Raw genomic sequence first — 19,234 nt, 5'->3', positions numbered from 1 at the left:
TATAGTGGAGCTATTGGAAAGTAGTTTTGTATACCACTTGATCATCCTATTGTTTGCATGGAGTATTGTTTTTTCGTTTATCGATTTTATTGATACAAATAGACTGGCCAGTAGAGTTGCCTTTTATTTGTTAGCAATTGTTTGGGGATTTTCTACAGTATTAATGATTTACTCAGTCAGCCAATATAGTTTATTTTCCTTCATTACATCTAGAGAAGGTTTATATGTATATGTTTGGATCATCATTTCTTTATCAATGATTATTAACTGGCTTGTTAAGCTTGATTATCTAGTATTCTTTACGAATGTTGTTTCATTTTTAGTATTTTCATTGTCCATTTTAATTCCGAAGGCTGGAAAAACAGCTACACTTGTTGATCAATTAAAATCGGAGTTACTGTATGTTCATATTGGACTTGCTTTTTTAGCGTATGGTGCATTTACGCTATCGTTTATTTTCTCAGTAATGTACATCTTCCAATACTTTTTATTAAAAAAGAAAAAGTGGTCTAATCACTTAAAGAAATTAGGCAGTTTAGGTAAGTTGGAAAAAATGGTTAATACATTTAATCTATTTGGTGTCCCCCTAATGTTTACTTCTCTGTTTCTAGGTGTGATTTGGGCGAGTCTTAGATTACACTCATTTGTCTGGTATGACATGAAGGTACTTGGATCGTTTTTTGTATTAATCATGTTTAGTACATTTATTTATTTAAAAGTAAGCAACCGTTTATATGGTAAATCTCTTTGCCTATTTAACATATGTTGCTTTTTAGTATTGTTCGGAAATTATGTTGTTTCAAATCTATATTCATCGTTTCATTTATGGAGTACGTAAGGAGCTGTAAACTATGCGTAAAATAGTTGTTGGTACAAGGAGAAGTAAGTTAGCTTTAACACAAACAAAATGGTTTGTAGAAAAACTAAAAGAAGTAGCACCAGATTATGAATTTGAGCTGAAAGAGATTGTCACAAAAGGTGATGTGATTCTTGATGTTACACTTTCTAAGGTTGGTGGAAAAGGTTTATTTGTAAAAGAAATAGAGCACGCCATGCTAACGAACGAAATCGATTTGGCTGTACATAGTATGAAGGATATGCCAGCTATTTTACCTGAAGGGTTAATGATTGGTTGTACACCAAAACGTGTCGATCCAAGGGATGCACTCCTATCAAATAGTGGAAAAGGCTTGATGGATCTAGCAACTGGTTCAATTGTAGGCACTAGTAGCTTAAGAAGAAGTGCACAAATTAAAGCAGTAAGACCTGATTTGGAAATCAAATGGATTCGTGGAAACATTGATACACGTATTCAAAAATTAAGAGATAATGAATATGATGCTATTATTTTAGCGGCTGCAGGTCTAACTAGAATGGGTTGGGCTGAAGAGAGCATTAATGAATATATTGATGAAACAATTTGTGTTCCAGCGGTTGGACAAGGATCGCTAGCAATTGAATGTCGTGAAAATGATAGTGAAATACGTGAACTATTAAATAGATTAAATGATGAACTAACATATACAACTGTTGAAGCTGAGCGTGCATTCCTTCATAAAATGGAAGGTGGCTGCCAGGTTCCAATAGCAGGATTTGCGACAATGAATGAACAGAATGAAATTTCATTAACTGCATTAGTTGCAAAACCCGACGGAACTACGATTTTAAAAGAAACTGTAGTCGGAACAAACCCAATAGAAATTGGAGAAGCGGCTGCAAATCTATTAATTAAACGTGGTGCAAAAGAGATCATTGATTCTGTAAAAGAGGCAGCGAATGAATAATTCCTTAAATGGAATGAACATCTTGGTAACTAGGGCAGAACATCAAGCAGCTGAATTAAATCAATTAATTCAGCAGTTTGGTGGTTGTCCTATCAATTTACCACTTCAAAAAGTTGTACAGATCTCAGTTTTACCGAAAAAGCTTTGTAAATTAGTAGAAGAAACAGACTGGCTTTTGTTTACTAGTGTTAACGCTGTCATTTACTTTGTGCAAAATAGTACAAAAGAATTGATAGAGTTAGTAAATAAGAAAAAAATTGGCGCTGTAGGAGAAAAAACTAAAAAAATCTTAAAAGAGCATGGCATTCAAGTTACTTTTATACCAAGTCAATTTACTGGAAAAACATTAGCAACTGAGTTAAGTTCATTCGTAACGGATGAATCAAAATTTTTATTTATCCGTGGGTCACTAGCTAGTGAAACTGTTCCAACTATACTAGGAAAGAATGGCCATCAGGTTACTTTATTAACTGTATATGAGACGATTCCAAATACAAGTGTGAAAGATGATCTTATTACGGTACTTTTACAGAAAAAGGTAGATGTCATTACATTTTTAAACCCGTTTAGTGTAAAACAATTTTGTTATTTAATAGACGGAACGATTGACTTGAAAGAACTAGAGCACGTAAGTATTGCATGTATTGGTGATGTTACTGCTTTAGAAGCTAGTCAAAGTGGGTTTAAAAATATTTTAGTTCCTAGTAAATTTACAATTGACTCATTAATCCAAAAAATAGCAGAAGACGTTTCGAGATAACGTCATTCTTTGTAAAGAAGGAGAAAAATAATGAATTATTCAATTCCATTTGATCGCCATCGTCGTTTACGAAAAACACCAGCATTACGTTCAATGGTGAGAGAGACACATTTACATAAAGAAGACTTTATTTATCCACTGTTTGTTGTTGAAGGCCAAGGAATTAAAAATCCCATTAATTCAATGCCAGGAGTATTCCAATTTTCTTTAGATGAATTAAAGAAGGAAATGGACGAAATCGCATCTTTAGGTATTCGTTCTGTCATTTTCTTTGGTATTCCTGATGTGAAGGATGCAGTAGGTTCTGAAGCTTATTGTTCTACTGGTATTGTACAAAGAGCTATTACACAAACTAAAGAACAATATCCTGAAATGGTTGTAATTGCTGATACTTGTTTATGTGAATATACAGATCATGGACACTGTGGTGTATTAGAGGACGGATATGTTAACAATGACGAGTCTTTAATACTTTTAGCAAAAACGGCTGTAAGCCAAGCAAAAGCTGGGGCAGATATTATTGCTCCTTCAAATATGATGGATGGATTCGTTGCGACAATCCGACATGCTTTAGATGAGGCAGGATTTGAAAATACGCCAATTATGTCTTATGCAGTTAAATATGCATCTGCATTTTATGGTCCATTCCGTGAAGCAGCTCAAAGTGCACCAGGCCAAGGAGATCGCAAAGCATACCAAATGGATCCTGCTAATCGTTTAGAAGCGTTCCGTGAAGCGGAATCTGATACAGTTGAAGGCGCAGACTTTTTAATTATTAAACCAGCTCTGTCTTATTTAGATATCATTCGTGATATTCGTAATAATTATCACCAACCAATTGTTGCTTATAATGTAAGTGGCGAATATGCAATGGTGAAAGCAGCTGCTTTAAATGGTTGGGTCGAAGAAGAAAAGATTGTAATGGAAAAACTAATCAGTATGAAACGTGCAGGTGCAGATATGATTATGACATACCATGCAAAAGATGCTTGCAGATGGATGTCTGAAGGGAAGTAATCGAAAATGAGATCTTATAACAAATCTATTGAAGCTTTTGAAGAAGCAAAACAAGTTCTTCCAGGTGGCGTAAACAGTCCAGTACGTGCATTTAAAAGTGTAAATATGGCTCCAATTTTCATGAGCCACGGAAAAGGCTCTAAGATTTATGATATTGATGGAAATGAATATATTGACTATGTACTGTCATGGGGACCATTAATTTTGGGTCATTCTAATGAGCGAGTAGTTGAAGGATTAAAACGTACAGCTGAAACAGGTACTAGCTTTGGTGCACCAACTTTAAAAGAAACAGAACTTGCAAAGCTTGTTATTGATCGCGTACCTTCAATTGAGGTTGTTCGAATGGTAAACTCAGGTACGGAAGCGACAATGAGTGCATTACGTTTAGCACGTGGATTCACTGGCCGTAATAAAATTTTAAAGTTTGAAGGATGCTATCACGGGCATGGTGATTCATTACTAATTAAAGCTGGTTCAGGTGTTGCTACACTTGGATTACCAGATAGTCCTGGAGTTCCAGCTGGTGTGGCAGCTAATACAATTACTGTACCTTACAATGATCTTGAAAGTGTTCGTTATGCATTTGAACAATTTGGAGATGATTTAGCAGCAATTATCGTAGAACCTGTAGCAGGAAATATGGGAGTAGTACCACCAGTTGAAGGCTTTTTAGAAGGTCTACGTGAAATTACTACTCAATATGGTACATTATTAATTTTTGATGAAGTTATGACTGGTTTCCGTGTAGGATACAACTGTGCACAAGGCCATTTTGGTGTTACACCTGATATTACTTGCTTAGGTAAAGTAATTGGTGGTGGATTACCTGTTGGTGCATATGGTGGTAAAGCTGAAATTATGAATCAAATTGCGCCAAGTGGCCCAATTTATCAGGCAGGTACACTTTCAGGAAACCCACTAGCAATGACAGCAGGTTTTGAAACATTAAGTCAATTGACTGAAGAAGATTATCATGAATTTAATCGTAAAGCAGATTTATTAGAAGCTGGTTATAAAGCTGCGGCTGAAAAATACAATATTCCACATTGTATCAACCGTGCAGGTTCAATGGTTGGATTCTTCTTTACGAATGAAAAAGTTGAAAATTATGAAGCTGCTAAAACATCTAATTTAGAAATGTTTGCAAAATATTATCAACTAATGGCTGAACAAGGTGTGTTCTTACCACCTTCACAATTTGAAGGATTGTTCTTATCTACTTCACATACTGATGAGGATATTCAAAAAACAATTGCAGCTGCAGAATATGCATTTTCTCAATTAAATAATTAATAGAAATAGATCCCATACAATGTAAATGTATGGGATTTTTTCATGGGATTTTGCAGGACTACTCTTTCAATGAACAAAGATTATCTTGTGAAAAATAGTTACAATTTAAATTTTAAAATTAATTTGATAAGAAAAAAGTTTGGTTTTAAATCATTTTAATACTGTGTAATAGGAATATAAAGATTCATTTTTTGTACAAAATATGAATCTTTTTTTCATATTTTTTTCTTTCCTCTCATAAAGATGTATTGTCATAGACCAAAATGGACGATGAGAGGAGGACATTAACGTGTCTTCAGAAAATCAAACAAATATTCGTTTTTCATTGAAAGAAACTGTCTGGTTCCAAAAAGGACAGGAAGTTAAAGAGGTAAGGTCACTCTCGCTAAATCCAGACATTACTATACAGCAATTCGATGAATATGTTCAAGTGAAGGGTGTCTTAACCTTAGAAGGTAATTATACGCCTGATCAGGTGAGGCAAGGTGATTACTTCTCATTAAGAGAATTAGCACCTTCAAGACTAGTAGAGGACGTAAGATCGCTAGACGATGGAAGCTGTGAATTACGTCATCAATTTCCGGTAGATATTTCAATTCCATTAACGCGAATTACTGATTTAGAAAATCTTTGCGTTTCAGTTGAGACTTTTGATTATCAGTTAACTGAAAGAGGCTGCATACAAATTGCTGCTGATTTATGTATTTCTGGACTTCATGATAACCGTGCTGTTGAGTACTATCAGGAGCAGAGAGAACAAAATCAGTATAATCATTATAATTATAGTAATGACTATCGTAGTAGTAATGAAGCTGAAGCAGAAGAACAGCAAGAAGATAGAGAGTTTGAAGAACAATTCCAATTTTTTAACCAACAACCTGTATCAACAGAAGTAAATGATAAGGAAGATTTATATGGTAGTGATTGGATCCAGTCGTTGGAAAGTGACAATCAACAGGAAGAAGATCCAACATTTCCAAGACAACCAACATACCTTGAGGTTTTCCAAACTCAGTCTAGTGAAATAATAGAAAACCAAGATGTTCAAGAGGAAAACATTACGTATGAAACACAAGCCGTTGAAAACGTAGAGGAACAATCTGCGGAGCAATATGAGGAAGTATATAGAGAAGCTGAAGTGAACTATGTGAATGAAGAAGTATATGGTGAAATAAAAGAAAGTTATCAAAATGAAGAAGTATATGGTGAAATAGAAGAAAGTTATCAAAATGAAGAAGTATATGGTGAAATAGAAGAAAGTTATCAAAATGAAGAAGTATATGGTGAATTAGAAGAAAGCCATGAAAATGAAGAAGTCAATCTTGCTAGTCAGGAAAGCAATGTAGATCAAGTAGTATATCAAGAAACAAGAGAACACAATGTATATGAAACTAAACAAAATGAAGCTACTAGTGAATTTACTCTTCAACCAAGCTTTCTGAATAATGAAGTGAATCCAAGACAAAGCTTTTTAAATAATGAATTTACAACTCAGCAACCAAGCTTTTTAAATAATGAAGCAGTTCAGCAACCAAGCTTTTTAAATAATGAAGCAGTTCAAAAACCAAGTTTTCTAAATAATGATTTTGCTGCACAACAAAACAATTCGTATAATGCATACAATACGCAGCAACAAAATCCTTTTAATGTACAAAATGATATTCAAAGCTATGAAGAACAGTATAGACGTGCAGTTGAGCAAAGCTACCAGCCTTTTGCAAATAATCAATATCAACAAGCGCCTTTTAATTACAATCAGCATTCACAATATCAAAATCCATATACGCAGGGTAATCCAGCAAATCTGAATGCAAATGATGTTCGTCAAACTCCACCATACTATGCAGAATATTATCAAGCCCAAGTATCAGGTGAAGCTTTAAATGAAGTCTCAGGAGAGAATCCTAACGAGGTTACAAATGCACAAGAAGAAGCTAAAGAGGCTAGAAGTGTAAAATCTGACAATCTGCTCTCAAGTTTATTCGCGGGTGAGGGTAAAGAAGAGTCATATACAAAAATGAAGCTATATTTAGCACAAAATGGTGACACGATTGAAACGGTTGCTAAAAAATATAATTTGCAAACTCAACAGCTAAATAGAGTGAACAACTTAAATGATGAATTTTTATCAGAGGGTCAAATTATATACATTCCTGTTACAGCTATAAAACAATAATAATATAGTATGAGCTTTGTATTAGTTTAGATACTTGTCTACTAATACAAGGCTTTTACTCATTTAGAAAGTGAGAGTGACGCACATTGTATACTAAGCCTAAAGATGAAATAAGCGTCATTTTAGCACAATATCATATAATCCCAAATTACTTTGAAACTGTTGGAAAAGTAGTGAAAGTTTATACAAACCAAGGGGTATTTGCTTTAAAAGAAGCAAATCCGAATAGAATCTATCGTAATAATTTAGTTGAAAATGTTCGTTCCTTACAAGATCGAGGTTTTCGCAATGTTGTTCCAATTTATCACACTCAAAATGGCGACTATGTTGTTGAATATAACACAAAGCATTATTATCTAATGCCATGGATTGAAAACGTAGATTCGAGATCTGATGAAAATTTACACTTTCAAAGGATGTTTACATCATTAGGGAAGATGCATAACCGGACACAAAAAGAAAAGAAAGTTGATAAAGACCAATTGCAAAATCACTACGATACATTAACTAAGAGATGGAGTAAAGAAAAAGAAGTTTTAGAAAATTTTATTGAAGCAGCTGAAGGTAATTGGTATATGTCACCATATGAATTAAGTTATTGTACTTATTTTCATAAAATTTTAAGTGCTCATCAATTTGCTAGTGATCAATTAGGAGAATGGTATAAAAAAATGAAGGAAACAGAAAATACAAGAATTGTGATGAATCATGGTAGTCTTTCGATTTCTCATTTCCTAGTAAATGAGAGAGGCGAGGGAGTATTTATTAACTTAGAAAATGCTCAAGAAACAACGCCAATCCAAGATTTATCAAATTACTATAAGAATTCATTTAAAACCTATCCGATTCAACAGCCAGATCGAAATAATTGGTTGAAAATGTATGAAAAGAACTTTTCATTGAGGGAAGAAGAAAAACTATTATTTATGAGTTATATGGCGTATCCAGTTCAAACTGCAACAAAAATAACGTCCTATACAAAACGGACTGGAAATTTAAATGAAAAGGATCGAGTAAAAGAGTTATTACATTCTTATTGGCATATGAATAATATTGAATTTTTTATATCAAAAATCCAGGAGGATATTGAGGCAGCAAAAATGATAGTAGATTGAGTGAATCTATTTACAAGACATGATGAATTCTTAATCGTTCCACTAGAATTTAAAAAAACTAAGCTGGTTGTCCAATTAAGACTACCAGCTTAGTTTCGATCATTCATTCTAATGTTATTTTATAAACTGCTTTTTATTTACAGTATCTTTTAATTGCATTCATTAGACTGTTACGTACAAATTGTTTATCTGTAATTTGTTCTTTCGAGAATGAAATTCTTACGTTTATTTCATCTGTACCTAATGAATCAGAAAATAAACCTGTTAATCCTTTTGCTTTACGATCCACTTGAAGAACAATGTCTACAGTTTTATCAAAGCTTAAGTAATTAACTTCTAATTCGTCTAATTTACCTCTAAATTCACCATTCATAGGATAAAATTCAAATTCCTGAATAATCTTACCAAACTTTTTCTTGTTTTCACTTTCTCTTAAGACAAACCCTTCTTCTTGAAGTGCTTGGATAACAGTTTTTAATCCAATTGAAGGAATAACTTGAATGCCATCCGCATCGTATTGATCAACTGCTTTATCTATCTCTAAATGAGTTTTAATCCATATATGAGATTTGTGTAGTGATACTGGTGTATTTTCTGAAAGAGTAAAGAAGAAAGGTATGACTACTTCTTCGCTTGCATTGATTACTCGATCAACAGACACGATTACTTTTTGTAATGTACCATTTTGATGGTAAGTTTTATCATTAGACTCAACTTCATAATCAGTCATTACATGTAAGAAAACAGATTCAAGTTCTTGTTTCACTTTTCCGCCTTTTATATGTAATTCACCTTTTACACGTTCACCTGCTTGGTATTCTGTTTTTTCAAGCTTTGTATCAATTCTCGTTCCTCCAATTCCAAGAACACGAGCTAATGTATTTTTAAATAAACCCATGGTAATCCCCCTCAAACATTATATCTAGATATTATACAATTATCGCATATTTAAATAAGTACTAGTATATGTGAATGTTAAAAATTCATTACAATTCCTTTTCTTATTTAATTTATCGATTAAAAATGTTGGTACAATATTGACACAATAAGAATATTCTACAAAGAAAATAGAAATACTGTTGACTAAAGTTACGAAAATTTTGTAGACTATAAAATATATTCATATTGAAATGCGTTGATAGGGAAGAGTACAACAAACTAGTTCTTCAGAGAGGAAACCATTTGGTGGGAGGTTTCTAGAAAAAAGAGTTGGAATGTCGCCCTTGAGCAGTGACTTTGAAAGCTTTATGCGACTAGAAGTTTCCGGATGATCCGTTATCTTTTTAAGTGTGTCAGAAATGTTTTAAATTTTTTTCTGTTTTTCTGACAAAAAAAGGTGGTACCGCGAATCAAACTCCATTCGTCCTTTTATAGGATGAATGGAGTTTTTTATTTTTCAAATATCAAAGAGGAGATGTAATCATGGAAACAAAACAACAATCATTACCAACAAAATATGATCCAAGTTTAGTTGAAAAAGATCGTTACCAATTTTGGTTAGATGGAAAGTTTTTTGAAGCACAAGTAGAATCGGAGAAACCAAAATATACAATTGTAATTCCACCGCCTAACGTAACTGGAAAATTACATTTAGGTCATGCTTGGGATACTACATTACAAGATATTTTAACTCGTACAAAACGTATGCAAGGTTATGATGTATTGTACCTACCAGGAATGGATCACGCTGGAATCGCTACTCAAGCTAAGGTAGAAGGTAAACTACGTGAAGAAGGTTTAACAAGATACGATTTAGGACGTGAAAAGTTCTTAGAAAAAGCTTGGGAATGGAAAGAAGAATATGCTTCTCACATTCGTTCTCAATGGGAGAAAATTGGTCTTGGATTAGACTATACACGTGAACGTTTTACGTTAGATGATGGTCTTTCTGATGCTGTAAAGGAAGTATTCGTAAAACTTTATAAAAAGGGTTTAATTTATCGCGGAGAATATATCATTAACTGGGATCCTGCGACAAAAACAGCTTTATCTGATATCGAAGTAATTTACAAGGATGTTCAAGGTGCATTCTATCATATGCAATATCCTTTAACTGATGGATCTGGAAAGATTCAAATTGCAACAACTCGTCCAGAAACAATGTTGGGTGATACTGCAATTGCAGTCCATCCAGAAGACGAAAGATATCAAGCAATGATTGGAAAGACTGTAATGCTTCCAATCGTTAACCGCGAGATTCCAATTATTGCAGACGATTATGTTGATATGGAATTTGGTACAGGAGTAGTAAAAATTACACCTGCTCATGATCCAAATGATTTTGAAGTAGGTAACCGTCATGATTTACCACGAATTCTAGTTATGAATGAAGATGGTACGATGAACGAAAAAGCTGGTAAATACAATGGAATGGATCGCTTTGAATGTCGTAAACAAATCGTTAAAGACTTACAAGAGATGGGCGTTCTTGTAGAAATCGAAGAGCATATGCATTCTGTAGGACATAGCGAACGAAGTGGAGCGGTAGTAGAGCCATATTTATCTACTCAATGGTTTGTTAAAATGCAACCTTTAGCTGATGCTGCAGTTGCATTACAAAACTCTGATGATAGTGTTAAATTTGTACCGGATCGTTTTGAAAAAACGTATCTTCGTTGGATGGAAAATATTCGCGATTGGTGTATTTCTCGTCAATTATGGTGGGGACATCGTATTCCAGCTTGGTATCATAAAGAAACAGGCGAAATCTATGTAAATCAGGAGCCACCAGCTGATCTTGAAAATTGGAATCAAGATAATGATGTATTAGACACTTGGTTTAGTTCAGCATTATGGCCATTTTCAACATTAGGTTGGCCAAATGAAGAAAGTAAAGATTTCCAAGCATATTTCCCTACAAACGTATTAGTAACTGGTTATGATATTATTTTCTTCTGGGTATCTCGTATGATTTTCCAAGGGATCGAGTTTACAGGTAAGCGCCCATTCAATGATGTACTAATCCACGGATTAGTAAGAGACGAACAAGGTCGCAAAATGAGTAAATCACTTGGTAACGGTGTTGACCCAATGGATGTTATTGAGAAATATGGAGCGGATTCACTACGCTACTTCTTAACAACAGGTAGTGCACCAGGTCAAGATTTACGTTTCAGTATTGAAAAAGTTGAAGCTACTTGGAACTTTGTAAATAAAATTTGGAATGCTTCTCGATTTGCTTTAATGAATATGGAAGGATTCACTTATGATCAAATTGATTTAACGAAGGAAAAATCTGTTGCTGATGAATGGATTCTAACTCGATTAAACGAAACGATCGAAAGTGTAACTTCATTAATTGATCGTTACGAATTTGGTGAAGTTGGCCGTGTACTTTACAATTTCATCTGGGATGATGTTTGTGATTGGTATATTGAAATGGCTAAAATTCCTTTATACGGTGAAAATGAAGATGCCAAAAATATGACTCGTTCTGTTTTAGCATATGTTTTAGAAAGTACAATGAAGCTTTTACATCCGTTTATGCCATTTGTAACTGAAGAAATTTGGCAGTCACTTCCTCATAAGGGTGAGTCAATTACAGTTTCAGCTTGGCCAACTGTAAATGCTGATTTAACAAATAAAAAAGCATCTGAAACGATGAAAATGTTAGTTGAATTAATTCGCTCAGTTCGTAATATTCGTGCAGAAGTAAATACGCCGATGAGCAAAAAGGTACAACTAATGATCGCTGCGAAAGATGAAGCAATTGCAGTATCTTTAGAAGAAAATCGTTCTTATATCGAACGTTTCTGTAATCCTGAAGAATTAACAATTTCTACGAACTTAACTGCACCAGAAAAATGTATGTCTGCTGTAATAAGTGGAGCAGAAATTTATTTACCGCTTGAGGGATTAATTAATTTAGATGAAGAGAAAAAACGTTTAGAAAAAGAATTAGAAAAATGGACGAGTGAAGTTGAACGAGTTCAAAAGAAACTAAGTAATCAAGGATTTGTAGCGAAAGCGCCTGAATCAGTAATTGAGGAAGAACGACGCAAAGAAAAAGATTATTTAGAAAAACAAGCTGCAGTTACATTACGTATTGCTGAATTAAGTAAATAATATATTGAAAGTAACAAAACGACGAATAGAGAGCTATCTTATTCGTCGTTTTTTACGAAAAAGGTGATTGAAAATGATAAGTACTTATAATGATGCAATAAATTGGATGTTAAACCGAACAAAATTTGGAATCGTACCAGGTTTACAGAGAATGGAAGAGATGCTACTTCGATTGGATCAACCACATCATCATATAAAAGCTATTCATGTTGCAGGAACAAATGGTAAAGGGTCAACAATATCCTACATTCAAAGCATTCTATTAGAGGCTGGCTATAAGGTCGGAACTTTTACTTCCCCTTATATAATTGATTATAGAGAACAAATTATGTTCTGTGGTGAAATGATTGGAAAAGAAGACTTTATAATGTTAGTAAATAAAATGAAACCAATTGTAGAAGAAGTAGAAAAACTTCCATGTGGGGCACCAACGGAATTTGAAATTCTGACCACAATGGCATTTTACTATTTTGGCCAAGTCCAAGAACATGACATTTTTCTTGTGGAAGTAGGTTTAGGCGGATTAGAGGATTGTACGAATGTTATAACACCATTAATTAGTATCATTACGAGCATAGGACATGACCACCATCAAATTCTTGGCAATTCAATTGAGGAGATTACTGTACAAAAAGCTGGAATTATTAAAAAAGGTATTCCTACGATTACGGCGGAATTAAAAGAAGAAGCACTTAACATTATTCAAAAAATGGCGATAAAGAATGAGTCAACACTATTTGAATTTGATAAACAGTTTAAGGCAATCGATTTGTATGGTCAAGATCATGAGTGTTTTAACTTTGTTAGTCAACAAAACAAATTTGAACAAATAGAAATTTCAATGATAGGCCAACATCAAATTAGGAATGCGTCATGCGCAATAATGGCAATAGAATTACTAACTGATACATATGGTTTTCAAGTAACTGAAAAAGAATTAAAGTCAGGTTTGAAAAAAGCTTATAGAGAAGGTAGACTAGAGAAAATTTCTACAGAACCGATGATATTAATTGATGGTGCCCATAATATAGAAGGAATACAAAGTCTTGTTGAATCGATCAAATCTCATTTCAATCAACATGACATTACAATTGTTTTTTCTGCTTTAAAAGATAAAGATGTAATTGAAATGGTAGAATTACTACAAAATATAACAAATAATATCATCATGACAACTTTTGATTTTCCTAGAGCAATGTCACATGAAGAATTAATTCATATTGCAGAAACACTAAATGTAGACTATGAAATAAATTTCAAAGAAGCAATAGAGAAAAATGTTAAAAAAATTCAAAAAAATGGGATTTTATTACTAACTGGTTCTTTATATTTTATCTCAGATGTGAGAAAATATTTAGTGAATAAACACAATTAAAAAAATTCGTAAGGAGGGAAAACACTAATCATGATTAATAAGCATAATAATAGACTAATTTGGATTTCTTGGGCAGTCCTAATGCCAATCATTTTTTATTATGCTCACGTGGTTAGCCCCCTTGGTCAAATAGAAAAAGCGAGCTTTTTTATCATCTTCTGCTTATTTTTAGTAGTTGCAAATATGCCAATTCAAATAAATGATGCTACTTTTTCATTTATATTAGGTATTTCTATATTAGTTTTTTTAAAGTATGGTCTCTTTGCAGAATTACTAATAACCCAAATGGGATATGCATTTCTATATATAAGATTAAGTCTTACGAGGAAAACATTATATCGGATGCCTCTTAATTCTTTAATGTTTGCTATATGTTCCGTTGGAAGTGCGATATTTTACAAACTATTTGGTGGAACAATTGGATTTAGTGGAACAAGCGAAATGATTAATAATTTAGTTCCATTATTGATCTATACATTAGTATCTTTTGGGATCAATCAAATCATTTTATATGTAATCACTATAAAATTATTTAAAAAAGATGCGAAAATGTTTAATCGTGAGTTTAGATGGGATCTTTTCATCAGCTTACTAATGTACCCTATTGGTATCAGCTTATATTTAATGTTAGAAACAAAAGGTTATTTAACATTATTTTATATGGCAATTTATTATATTATTTTAATGGTCATACTTAATTCTTTATCATCAGCGTTAAATATGAATAAATATTTAAAACAAACGATGAATATAAGCCAAAAAATGACGCAAAGAATGGAAGAAGATAATGTTATAGATGAGTTTTTCGATCAATTAACAAATCTAATTCCAGTAACTTATGGAACTTTATATTTAATGAATGATGATCAGTTAAAATTAAAACGTTTTTTTCAAAATAGTGCTGAAGAAAAAGATAATAATAAACCCATCATCAATAATCTGTTTGAAGGGTCTATTACTGAAAAAGTGTTCTCGGAGAAAAAAGAATTTATTTTTAACCGAAGATCACAATGGTTCACAAATGACCATAAGAAATATATAAATGCAGAAAGTTTACTTTCAATACCCATTATTAAAAATAAGCAAGTGATTGGTGTGCTAACGCTTGCTTCTGAACAGAAAAATGCTTACAAACGATATCAAGTTGTTATGGTCGAAATCCTAGCATTATACCTTGCAATTGCAATTGAAAATGCTCGTTTTTATTTAGAAACAAAAATGAAAAGTGAAACAGATTCTTTGACTGGCTTATATAATTTTCAATATCTAGAAGCGTTGATCAAAAGCGAGTTTGTCCGTTTAAAGACTTTTGAAATTAAATCTATATCTTTGTTATTAATGGATTTAGATCATTTTAAAAGAGTAAATGATCTTTATGGTCATCAAGCTGGAAATGAAGTTTTATATGAGGTTGCACAAAGAATTAAAAGTATAGTCCAAAAAAAAGGAATTGTTGCTCGTTTTGGTGGCGAAGAATTTTCTGTACTACTTGTTAATTATGATGAGAACGAAACTTTTTTAATCGCTGAAGAAATTAGGACAAGCCTAGAGAATATTCCATTTTTTGTAACAGATCATATGAAAAATGAAAATCAAAAAATAAAATTAACGATAACAGCTAGTATCGGTGCTGCAATTGCGCCGAATGTTGCAAATGAGCCTACTGATTTAATTCGTTGTGCGGATCGTGCAATGTATTCAGATGCGAAAAATGCTGGAAGAAATAAAGTAGCATTATATAGTAAGTAGAAACTGTCTCTCATGAGAGACAGTTTCTTTTTTGTATAAAAGTTTAAGCGAAATTTGTAGAGCGATACATCGTTGTTCTCGACAAATGTCGGCTAGTTTTTTTGATTTTGTATGTTAGTATTCTGTTACGTTATAAAATAAAATATTAGGAGGATTCAAATGGACAAGTCCTCAAAAATATCGATTAAAATTAACGGAGAGGAAAAGGAATATGAAGAAGATGTTGTGAATCCTCATGAAAAAGTAGAAGAGAAAACTGAATTTCAATGGGTACTTCCAACACCTGACGGGTTAGGAAAAAAAGTAATAGTCTTAGATGATGTGAAAAAGAAAAAGAATGAAAAGAAAAAGCCGAAAATGAAAAAAGAAAAAAGAAAAATTCCTTTTTTTCTTAATAATTCTTCTTACAAAAGTATCATTATCTCAATTATTAGTGCGAGCCTAATTGGCTTATGTTTTGGATTTGTATTTTTAAGTATATTTAAACAATCTAAATCAGAACAACAAAGTCCAGACGTAGTCACTGTCGCTCCGACACAAGTTCAGATGAATATTCCTGCCATTTCCTTTGATTTAGCACAAGTTGGTATGTTTAAAAATATGGATTCTGCTCAGAAAAATGTAGACGAAATAGCTGAGCAGGGTTACGAAGCAGTCATTTATGAAAAAAATGAAGCTTTTTTCGTAGTGATCGCATTGAGTGGTAAAGAAAGTACTTTTCTTAAAGATGAGGTTAAGAAGAAACTAGACAGTGTTTATTTAAAAGAAGAATCGATAGGTGGTGGAGAATATACAGGTCCAAAACAATCAGTGGAAATGTATAAAGCCGAAATCGAGACTTTTGCATTTATTTTATCTTACTTATCAAGTAATAATTTTAATAATGAAAAGCAGTTAGAGCAAATTAACTCTACATTATTAATCTTAAATAATCAAAAAGACCTAATTAAAAATCAACAATTACTGACAGGGTTGAAACATTTACAAAATATAGAAAAAGAATTATCAAATAGTGAAGGCCAAAGTCTAAATCAAGTTACACAAAATGTTCAAAAAGATGTATTAGGCTTATTTAAGTTATTAAAGGAACAAAAAAATACACTAACAAATTAATTGTTAGTGTATTTTTTATTACAGTAATATAACAATAGTAGGGGAGGGGAAAAGGGGAAATGAAAGAATTTTAATCTTTTTAATAAAAAATGATGAGTTGTATTTGTTATAGATAGGACAAGTATTGTATATAAATCAGTTTAAAATTAATCCGCTTACAAATGAAAAATGAATTTTTTATGTTTAGGGTATTTTAATAAATAGCAATTCTTTCATTTTTATTACATTTTATTAACGAATAAAAGTCGAAAAGTGTTTTTTACTAATTTGTGTTATAGTGGGTATCTAGGTAGGATGGAGTTGTATCCTTCCTTTTAAAAACAAATAATAGGTGAATGAAATGAAAAAACTTATATTAGCCTCTGCATCTCCTCGAAGAAAAGAACTACTAAGTATGTTAAATATTCCATTTATCATTGAAACTAGTGATGTTGAAGAAGTAATGGAGCAACACTTGCATTCTTCGGAATTGGTAATGAAGTTAGCTGAGCAAAAGGCTGCAGATGTGTACAAAAAGTTTCCTAATGCTATTGTAATTGGTGCTGATACAATTGTTACGTTTGCTGATCAAAAGCTGGGTAAACCTTCTTCAAAAGAGGATGCATTTGCGATGCTAAAAATGCTATCTGGAAACACCCATGAAGTTTTTACAGGGGTTTCAATTATCAATGAAGGGATCACTTCCAACTTTTATCAGTGTACTAAAATCACATTTAGTGTTTTAAGTGATCAAGAAATCTTAGACTATATTGATACTAACGAACCGATGGATAAAGCAGGATCGTATGGGATTCAAGGGTTTGGTGGTACATTTGTAGAGAAAATAGACGGCGATTATTTCTCTGTAGTAGGGCTTCCTATCAATAAAGTTAAGAAAAAACTGTATGAGCTGTTTTTTAATTAGGCAAATGAGGTGGTTATTTGCAAAATTCTCTACTTATTAGAGATTTTCCAAAAGATGACCGTCCGAGAGAACGGTTAATTAAAGAGGGTCCGAGTAGCTTGTCCACCCAAGAATTACTTGCTATTGTATTAAGAACTGGGACTAAAAATGAATCTGTTTTACAAATTTCTAACCAATTATTGCATAAATTTGATGGACTTCGATTATTGATGAATGCTTCGATCGAAGAAATTTCAAATATAAACGGCATTGGTGAGGCAAAAGCTACACAATTATTAGCAGCTTTCGAATTAGGTAAGAGAATCAATCGATTACAGTTTGAAGAGAGATTTGTGATAAAAAGTCCTGATGATTGTGCTAAATTTATGATGGATGAAATGAGATTTCTTGAACAAGAGCATTTTATTTGTTTATATTTAAATACAAAAAATCAAATTATTGCCCGCGAAACTATTTTTAAAGGTAGTTTAAATGCTTCAATAGTACATCCACGAGAAGTATTTAAAGAAGCTTTTAGAAGATCAGCTAGCTCAATAATTTGTTTACACAATCATCCAAGTGGAGACCCTACACCAAGTAGAGAAGATATAGAAGTCACAAAACGATTAGTTGAATGTGGAAAAATAATTGGAATTGAATTACTAGACCACATCATTATTGGTGAACATAAGTATATCAGTTTAAAAGAAAAAGGTTATGTTTAGGGTGTTCATTAAGTACTAATTGTTTTATAATGTAAGTTATGGATAAAAACCTGTTATTTACTAACGATAAGAAAATATAATTAGATACATTAAATATAATGAAAAGTTGTACGTTTTAGAAAGGAAGATACATATGTTAGGATTAGGCGGATTTACACGTGATTTAGGAATAGACTTAGGTACTGCCAATACTTTAGTTTTTGTAAAAGGAAAAGGGATTGTAGTAAGAGAACCATCAGTAGTTGCATTGCAAACAGATACAAAGCAAATTGTTGCTGTAGGTAAAGATGCGAAAAATATGATTGGTCGTACACCAGGAAATGTAGTCGCTACAAGACCAATGAAAGATGGCGTAATTGCTGACTTTGAAACGACAGCTACGATGATGAAGCATTACATCCATCAAGCACAAAAAAGTAATGGATTCTTCTCACGTAAACCTTATGTAATGGTATGTGTACCATCAGGGATTACGGCAGTTGAAAAGAGAGCGGTAATCGACGCTACTAGACAAGCAGGTGCACGTGATGCGTTCTTGATTGAGGAGCCTTTTGCAGCTGCAATCGGAGCTAATCTGCCTGTAATGGAACCAACTGGTAGCATGGTTGTAGATATCGGTGGAGGGACAACTGAAGTTGCGATTATTTCTTTAGGTGGTATCGTTACTAGTCAATCGATTCGTACTGCTGGAGATGATATGGACGATGCGATTATGCAGTACATTAAGAAAAATTATAATTTAGCGATCGGTGAGCGTACGGCAGAGCAATTAAAGCTTGAAATTGGTTCGGCAATTAAAACAGAAAATGGAGAAAAAATGGATATTCGCGGAAGAGATTTAATTTCCGGTTTACCAAAAACAATTACTATTTATGGTGAAGAAATTGCTAGCGCATTAAGTGATACGGTAACAGCAATTGTTGAATCTGTAAAAAATACATTAGAAAAAACTCCACCTGAATTGGCAGCTGATATCATTGACCGTGGTATTGTGTTAACAGGCGGCGGTGCTCTTCTTCGTAATCTTGATAAAGTTATTAGTCAAGAAACAAATATGCCAGTAATAGTTGCGGAAGATCCACTTGATTGTGTTGCAATTGGTACAGGCAAAGCGTTAGACAATATTGATATTTTCAAAAAGAATTATTCTTCAAATTACAGATAAAATTATTTTGA

At 32.8% G+C, this 19,234-nt stretch carries 15 protein-coding genes and 1 other annotated feature; of the genes, 14 read left to right on the top strand and 1 reads right to left on the bottom strand.

The window, feature by feature from the left end; translation table 11 throughout:
• The first annotated feature begins 4 nt into the window (after nt 1-4).
• The 7 genes from ccsA to ysxE all read left to right on the top strand — a co-directional run bounded on the left by ccsA (nt 5) and on the right by ysxE (nt 8,148).
• The gene (gene ccsA / locus ABID96_RS16065; RefSeq protein WP_088004172.1) at nt 5-838 is read left to right on the top strand and encodes a cytochrome c biogenesis protein CcsA; all 834 of its coding nucleotides are present in this window, start codon (nt 5-7) and stop codon (nt 836-838) included.
• Between the two features lie 13 nt (nt 839-851).
• A complete protein-coding gene (hemC, locus tag ABID96_RS16060; RefSeq protein WP_192602888.1) occupies nt 852-1,784 on the top strand; it encodes a hydroxymethylbilane synthase in 933 nt (310 codons plus the stop codon).
• On the top strand, nt 1,777-2,544 hold the full coding sequence (locus tag ABID96_RS16055; protein WP_192602887.1) for a uroporphyrinogen-III synthase: 768 nt from the start codon (nt 1,777-1,779) through the stop codon (nt 2,542-2,544). Before hemC ends, ABID96_RS16055 begins: the two co-directional genes overlap by 8 nt.
• A gap of 30 nt (nt 2,545-2,574) precedes the next feature.
• Nucleotides 2,575-3,561 (top strand): porphobilinogen synthase, encoded by a 987-nt coding sequence (gene hemB, locus ABID96_RS16050; protein WP_192602886.1) that lies wholly within the window; start codon nt 2,575-2,577, stop codon nt 3,559-3,561.
• A gap of 6 nt (nt 3,562-3,567) precedes the next feature.
• Entirely contained in the window at nt 3,568-4,857 is a 1,290-nt protein-coding gene (gene hemL, locus ABID96_RS16045) for a glutamate-1-semialdehyde 2,1-aminomutase (RefSeq protein WP_088004164.1), read from the top strand.
• A 289-nt stretch (nt 4,858-5,146) separates the two neighbouring features.
• Nucleotides 5,147-7,033, top strand: a complete 1,887-nt coding sequence (locus tag ABID96_RS16040; RefSeq protein WP_192602885.1) for a LysM peptidoglycan-binding domain-containing protein — start codon at nt 5,147-5,149, stop codon at nt 7,031-7,033.
• A gap of 86 nt (nt 7,034-7,119) precedes the next feature.
• Nucleotides 7,120-8,148, top strand: coding sequence for a spore coat protein YsxE (ysxE, locus tag ABID96_RS16035; protein ID WP_192602884.1), 1,029 nt, complete (start codon nt 7,120-7,122; stop codon nt 8,146-8,148).
• A gap of 133 nt (nt 8,149-8,281) precedes the next feature.
• Here the strand turns inward: ysxE and ABID96_RS16030 are convergent, their stop codons facing one another.
• Nucleotides 8,282-9,046, bottom strand: a complete 765-nt coding sequence (locus tag ABID96_RS16030; protein WP_192602883.1) for a sporulation protein — start codon at nt 9,044-9,046, stop codon at nt 8,282-8,284.
• 228 nt (nt 9,047-9,274) lie between these two features.
• Nucleotides 9,275-9,519, top strand: a binding site (T-box leader).
• Nucleotides 9,520-9,570: 51 nt separating this feature from the next.
• On the opposite strand from ABID96_RS16030, the gene ABID96_RS16025 reads away from it, so the two are divergent.
• The 7 genes from ABID96_RS16025 to ABID96_RS15995 all read left to right on the top strand — a co-directional run bounded on the left by ABID96_RS16025 (nt 9,571) and on the right by ABID96_RS15995 (nt 19,223).
• The gene (locus ABID96_RS16025; RefSeq protein WP_192602882.1) at nt 9,571-12,213 is read left to right on the top strand and encodes a valine--tRNA ligase; all 2,643 of its coding nucleotides are present in this window, start codon (nt 9,571-9,573) and stop codon (nt 12,211-12,213) included.
• A gap of 73 nt (nt 12,214-12,286) precedes the next feature.
• Nucleotides 12,287-13,588, top strand: coding sequence for a bifunctional folylpolyglutamate synthase/dihydrofolate synthase (locus tag ABID96_RS16020; protein ID WP_192602881.1), 1,302 nt, complete (start codon nt 12,287-12,289; stop codon nt 13,586-13,588).
• Nucleotides 13,589-13,618: 30 nt separating this feature from the next.
• Entirely contained in the window at nt 13,619-15,337 is a 1,719-nt protein-coding gene (locus ABID96_RS16015) for a sensor domain-containing diguanylate cyclase (RefSeq protein WP_192602880.1), read from the top strand.
• A gap of 159 nt (nt 15,338-15,496) precedes the next feature.
• A complete protein-coding gene (locus ABID96_RS16010) occupies nt 15,497-16,450 on the top strand; it encodes a hypothetical protein (RefSeq protein WP_192602879.1) in 954 nt (317 codons plus the stop codon).
• Nucleotides 16,451-16,790: 340 nt separating this feature from the next.
• Nucleotides 16,791-17,354, top strand: a complete 564-nt coding sequence (locus tag ABID96_RS16005) for a Maf family protein (RefSeq protein WP_192602878.1) — start codon at nt 16,791-16,793, stop codon at nt 17,352-17,354.
• Between the two features lie 17 nt (nt 17,355-17,371).
• Nucleotides 17,372-18,058 (top strand): RadC family protein, encoded by a 687-nt coding sequence (radC, locus tag ABID96_RS16000; protein WP_192602877.1) that lies wholly within the window; start codon nt 17,372-17,374, stop codon nt 18,056-18,058.
• A 133-nt stretch (nt 18,059-18,191) separates the two neighbouring features.
• Nucleotides 18,192-19,223, top strand: coding sequence for a rod shape-determining protein (locus tag ABID96_RS15995; RefSeq protein WP_088004142.1), 1,032 nt, complete (start codon nt 18,192-18,194; stop codon nt 19,221-19,223).
• Nucleotides 19,224-19,234: the final 11 nt, after the last annotated feature.

The organism is Gottfriedia sp. OAE603, from assembly GCF_040543965.1.
Lineage (GTDB): Bacteria > Bacillota > Bacilli > Bacillales > Bacillaceae_G > Gottfriedia > Gottfriedia solisilvae.
The sequence above is the reverse complement of the archived record's forward strand: the minus strand, read 5'-3'. Positions and strand labels throughout refer to the sequence as shown.

Excerpts from the sequence above, each read along its gene's own strand:
- hemC (WP_192602888.1), top strand. The coding sequence starts at position 852 with ATGCGTAAAATAGTTGTTGGTACAAGGAGAAGTAAGTTAGCTTTAACA.
- ABID96_RS16055 (WP_192602887.1), top strand. The coding sequence starts at position 1,777 with ATGAATAATTCCTTAAATGGAATGAACATCTTGGTAACTAGGGCAGAA.
- hemB (WP_192602886.1), top strand. The coding sequence starts at position 2,575 with ATGAATTATTCAATTCCATTTGATCGCCATCGTCGTTTACGAAAAACA.
- hemL (WP_088004164.1), top strand. The coding sequence starts at position 3,568 with ATGAGATCTTATAACAAATCTATTGAAGCTTTTGAAGAAGCAAAACAA.
- ABID96_RS16030 (WP_192602883.1), bottom strand. The coding sequence starts at position 9,046 with ATGGGTTTATTTAAAAATACATTAGCTCGTGTTCTTGGAATTGGAGGA.
- ABID96_RS16025 (WP_192602882.1), top strand. The coding sequence starts at position 9,571 with ATGGAAACAAAACAACAATCATTACCAACAAAATATGATCCAAGTTTA.
- ABID96_RS16020 (WP_192602881.1), top strand. The coding sequence starts at position 12,287 with ATGATAAGTACTTATAATGATGCAATAAATTGGATGTTAAACCGAACA.
- ABID96_RS16015 (WP_192602880.1), top strand. The coding sequence starts at position 13,619 with ATGATTAATAAGCATAATAATAGACTAATTTGGATTTCTTGGGCAGTC.
- ABID96_RS16010 (WP_192602879.1), top strand. The coding sequence starts at position 15,497 with ATGGACAAGTCCTCAAAAATATCGATTAAAATTAACGGAGAGGAAAAG.
- ABID96_RS16005 (WP_192602878.1), top strand. The coding sequence starts at position 16,791 with ATGAAAAAACTTATATTAGCCTCTGCATCTCCTCGAAGAAAAGAACTA.
- ABID96_RS15995 (WP_088004142.1), top strand. The coding sequence starts at position 18,192 with ATGTTAGGATTAGGCGGATTTACACGTGATTTAGGAATAGACTTAGGT.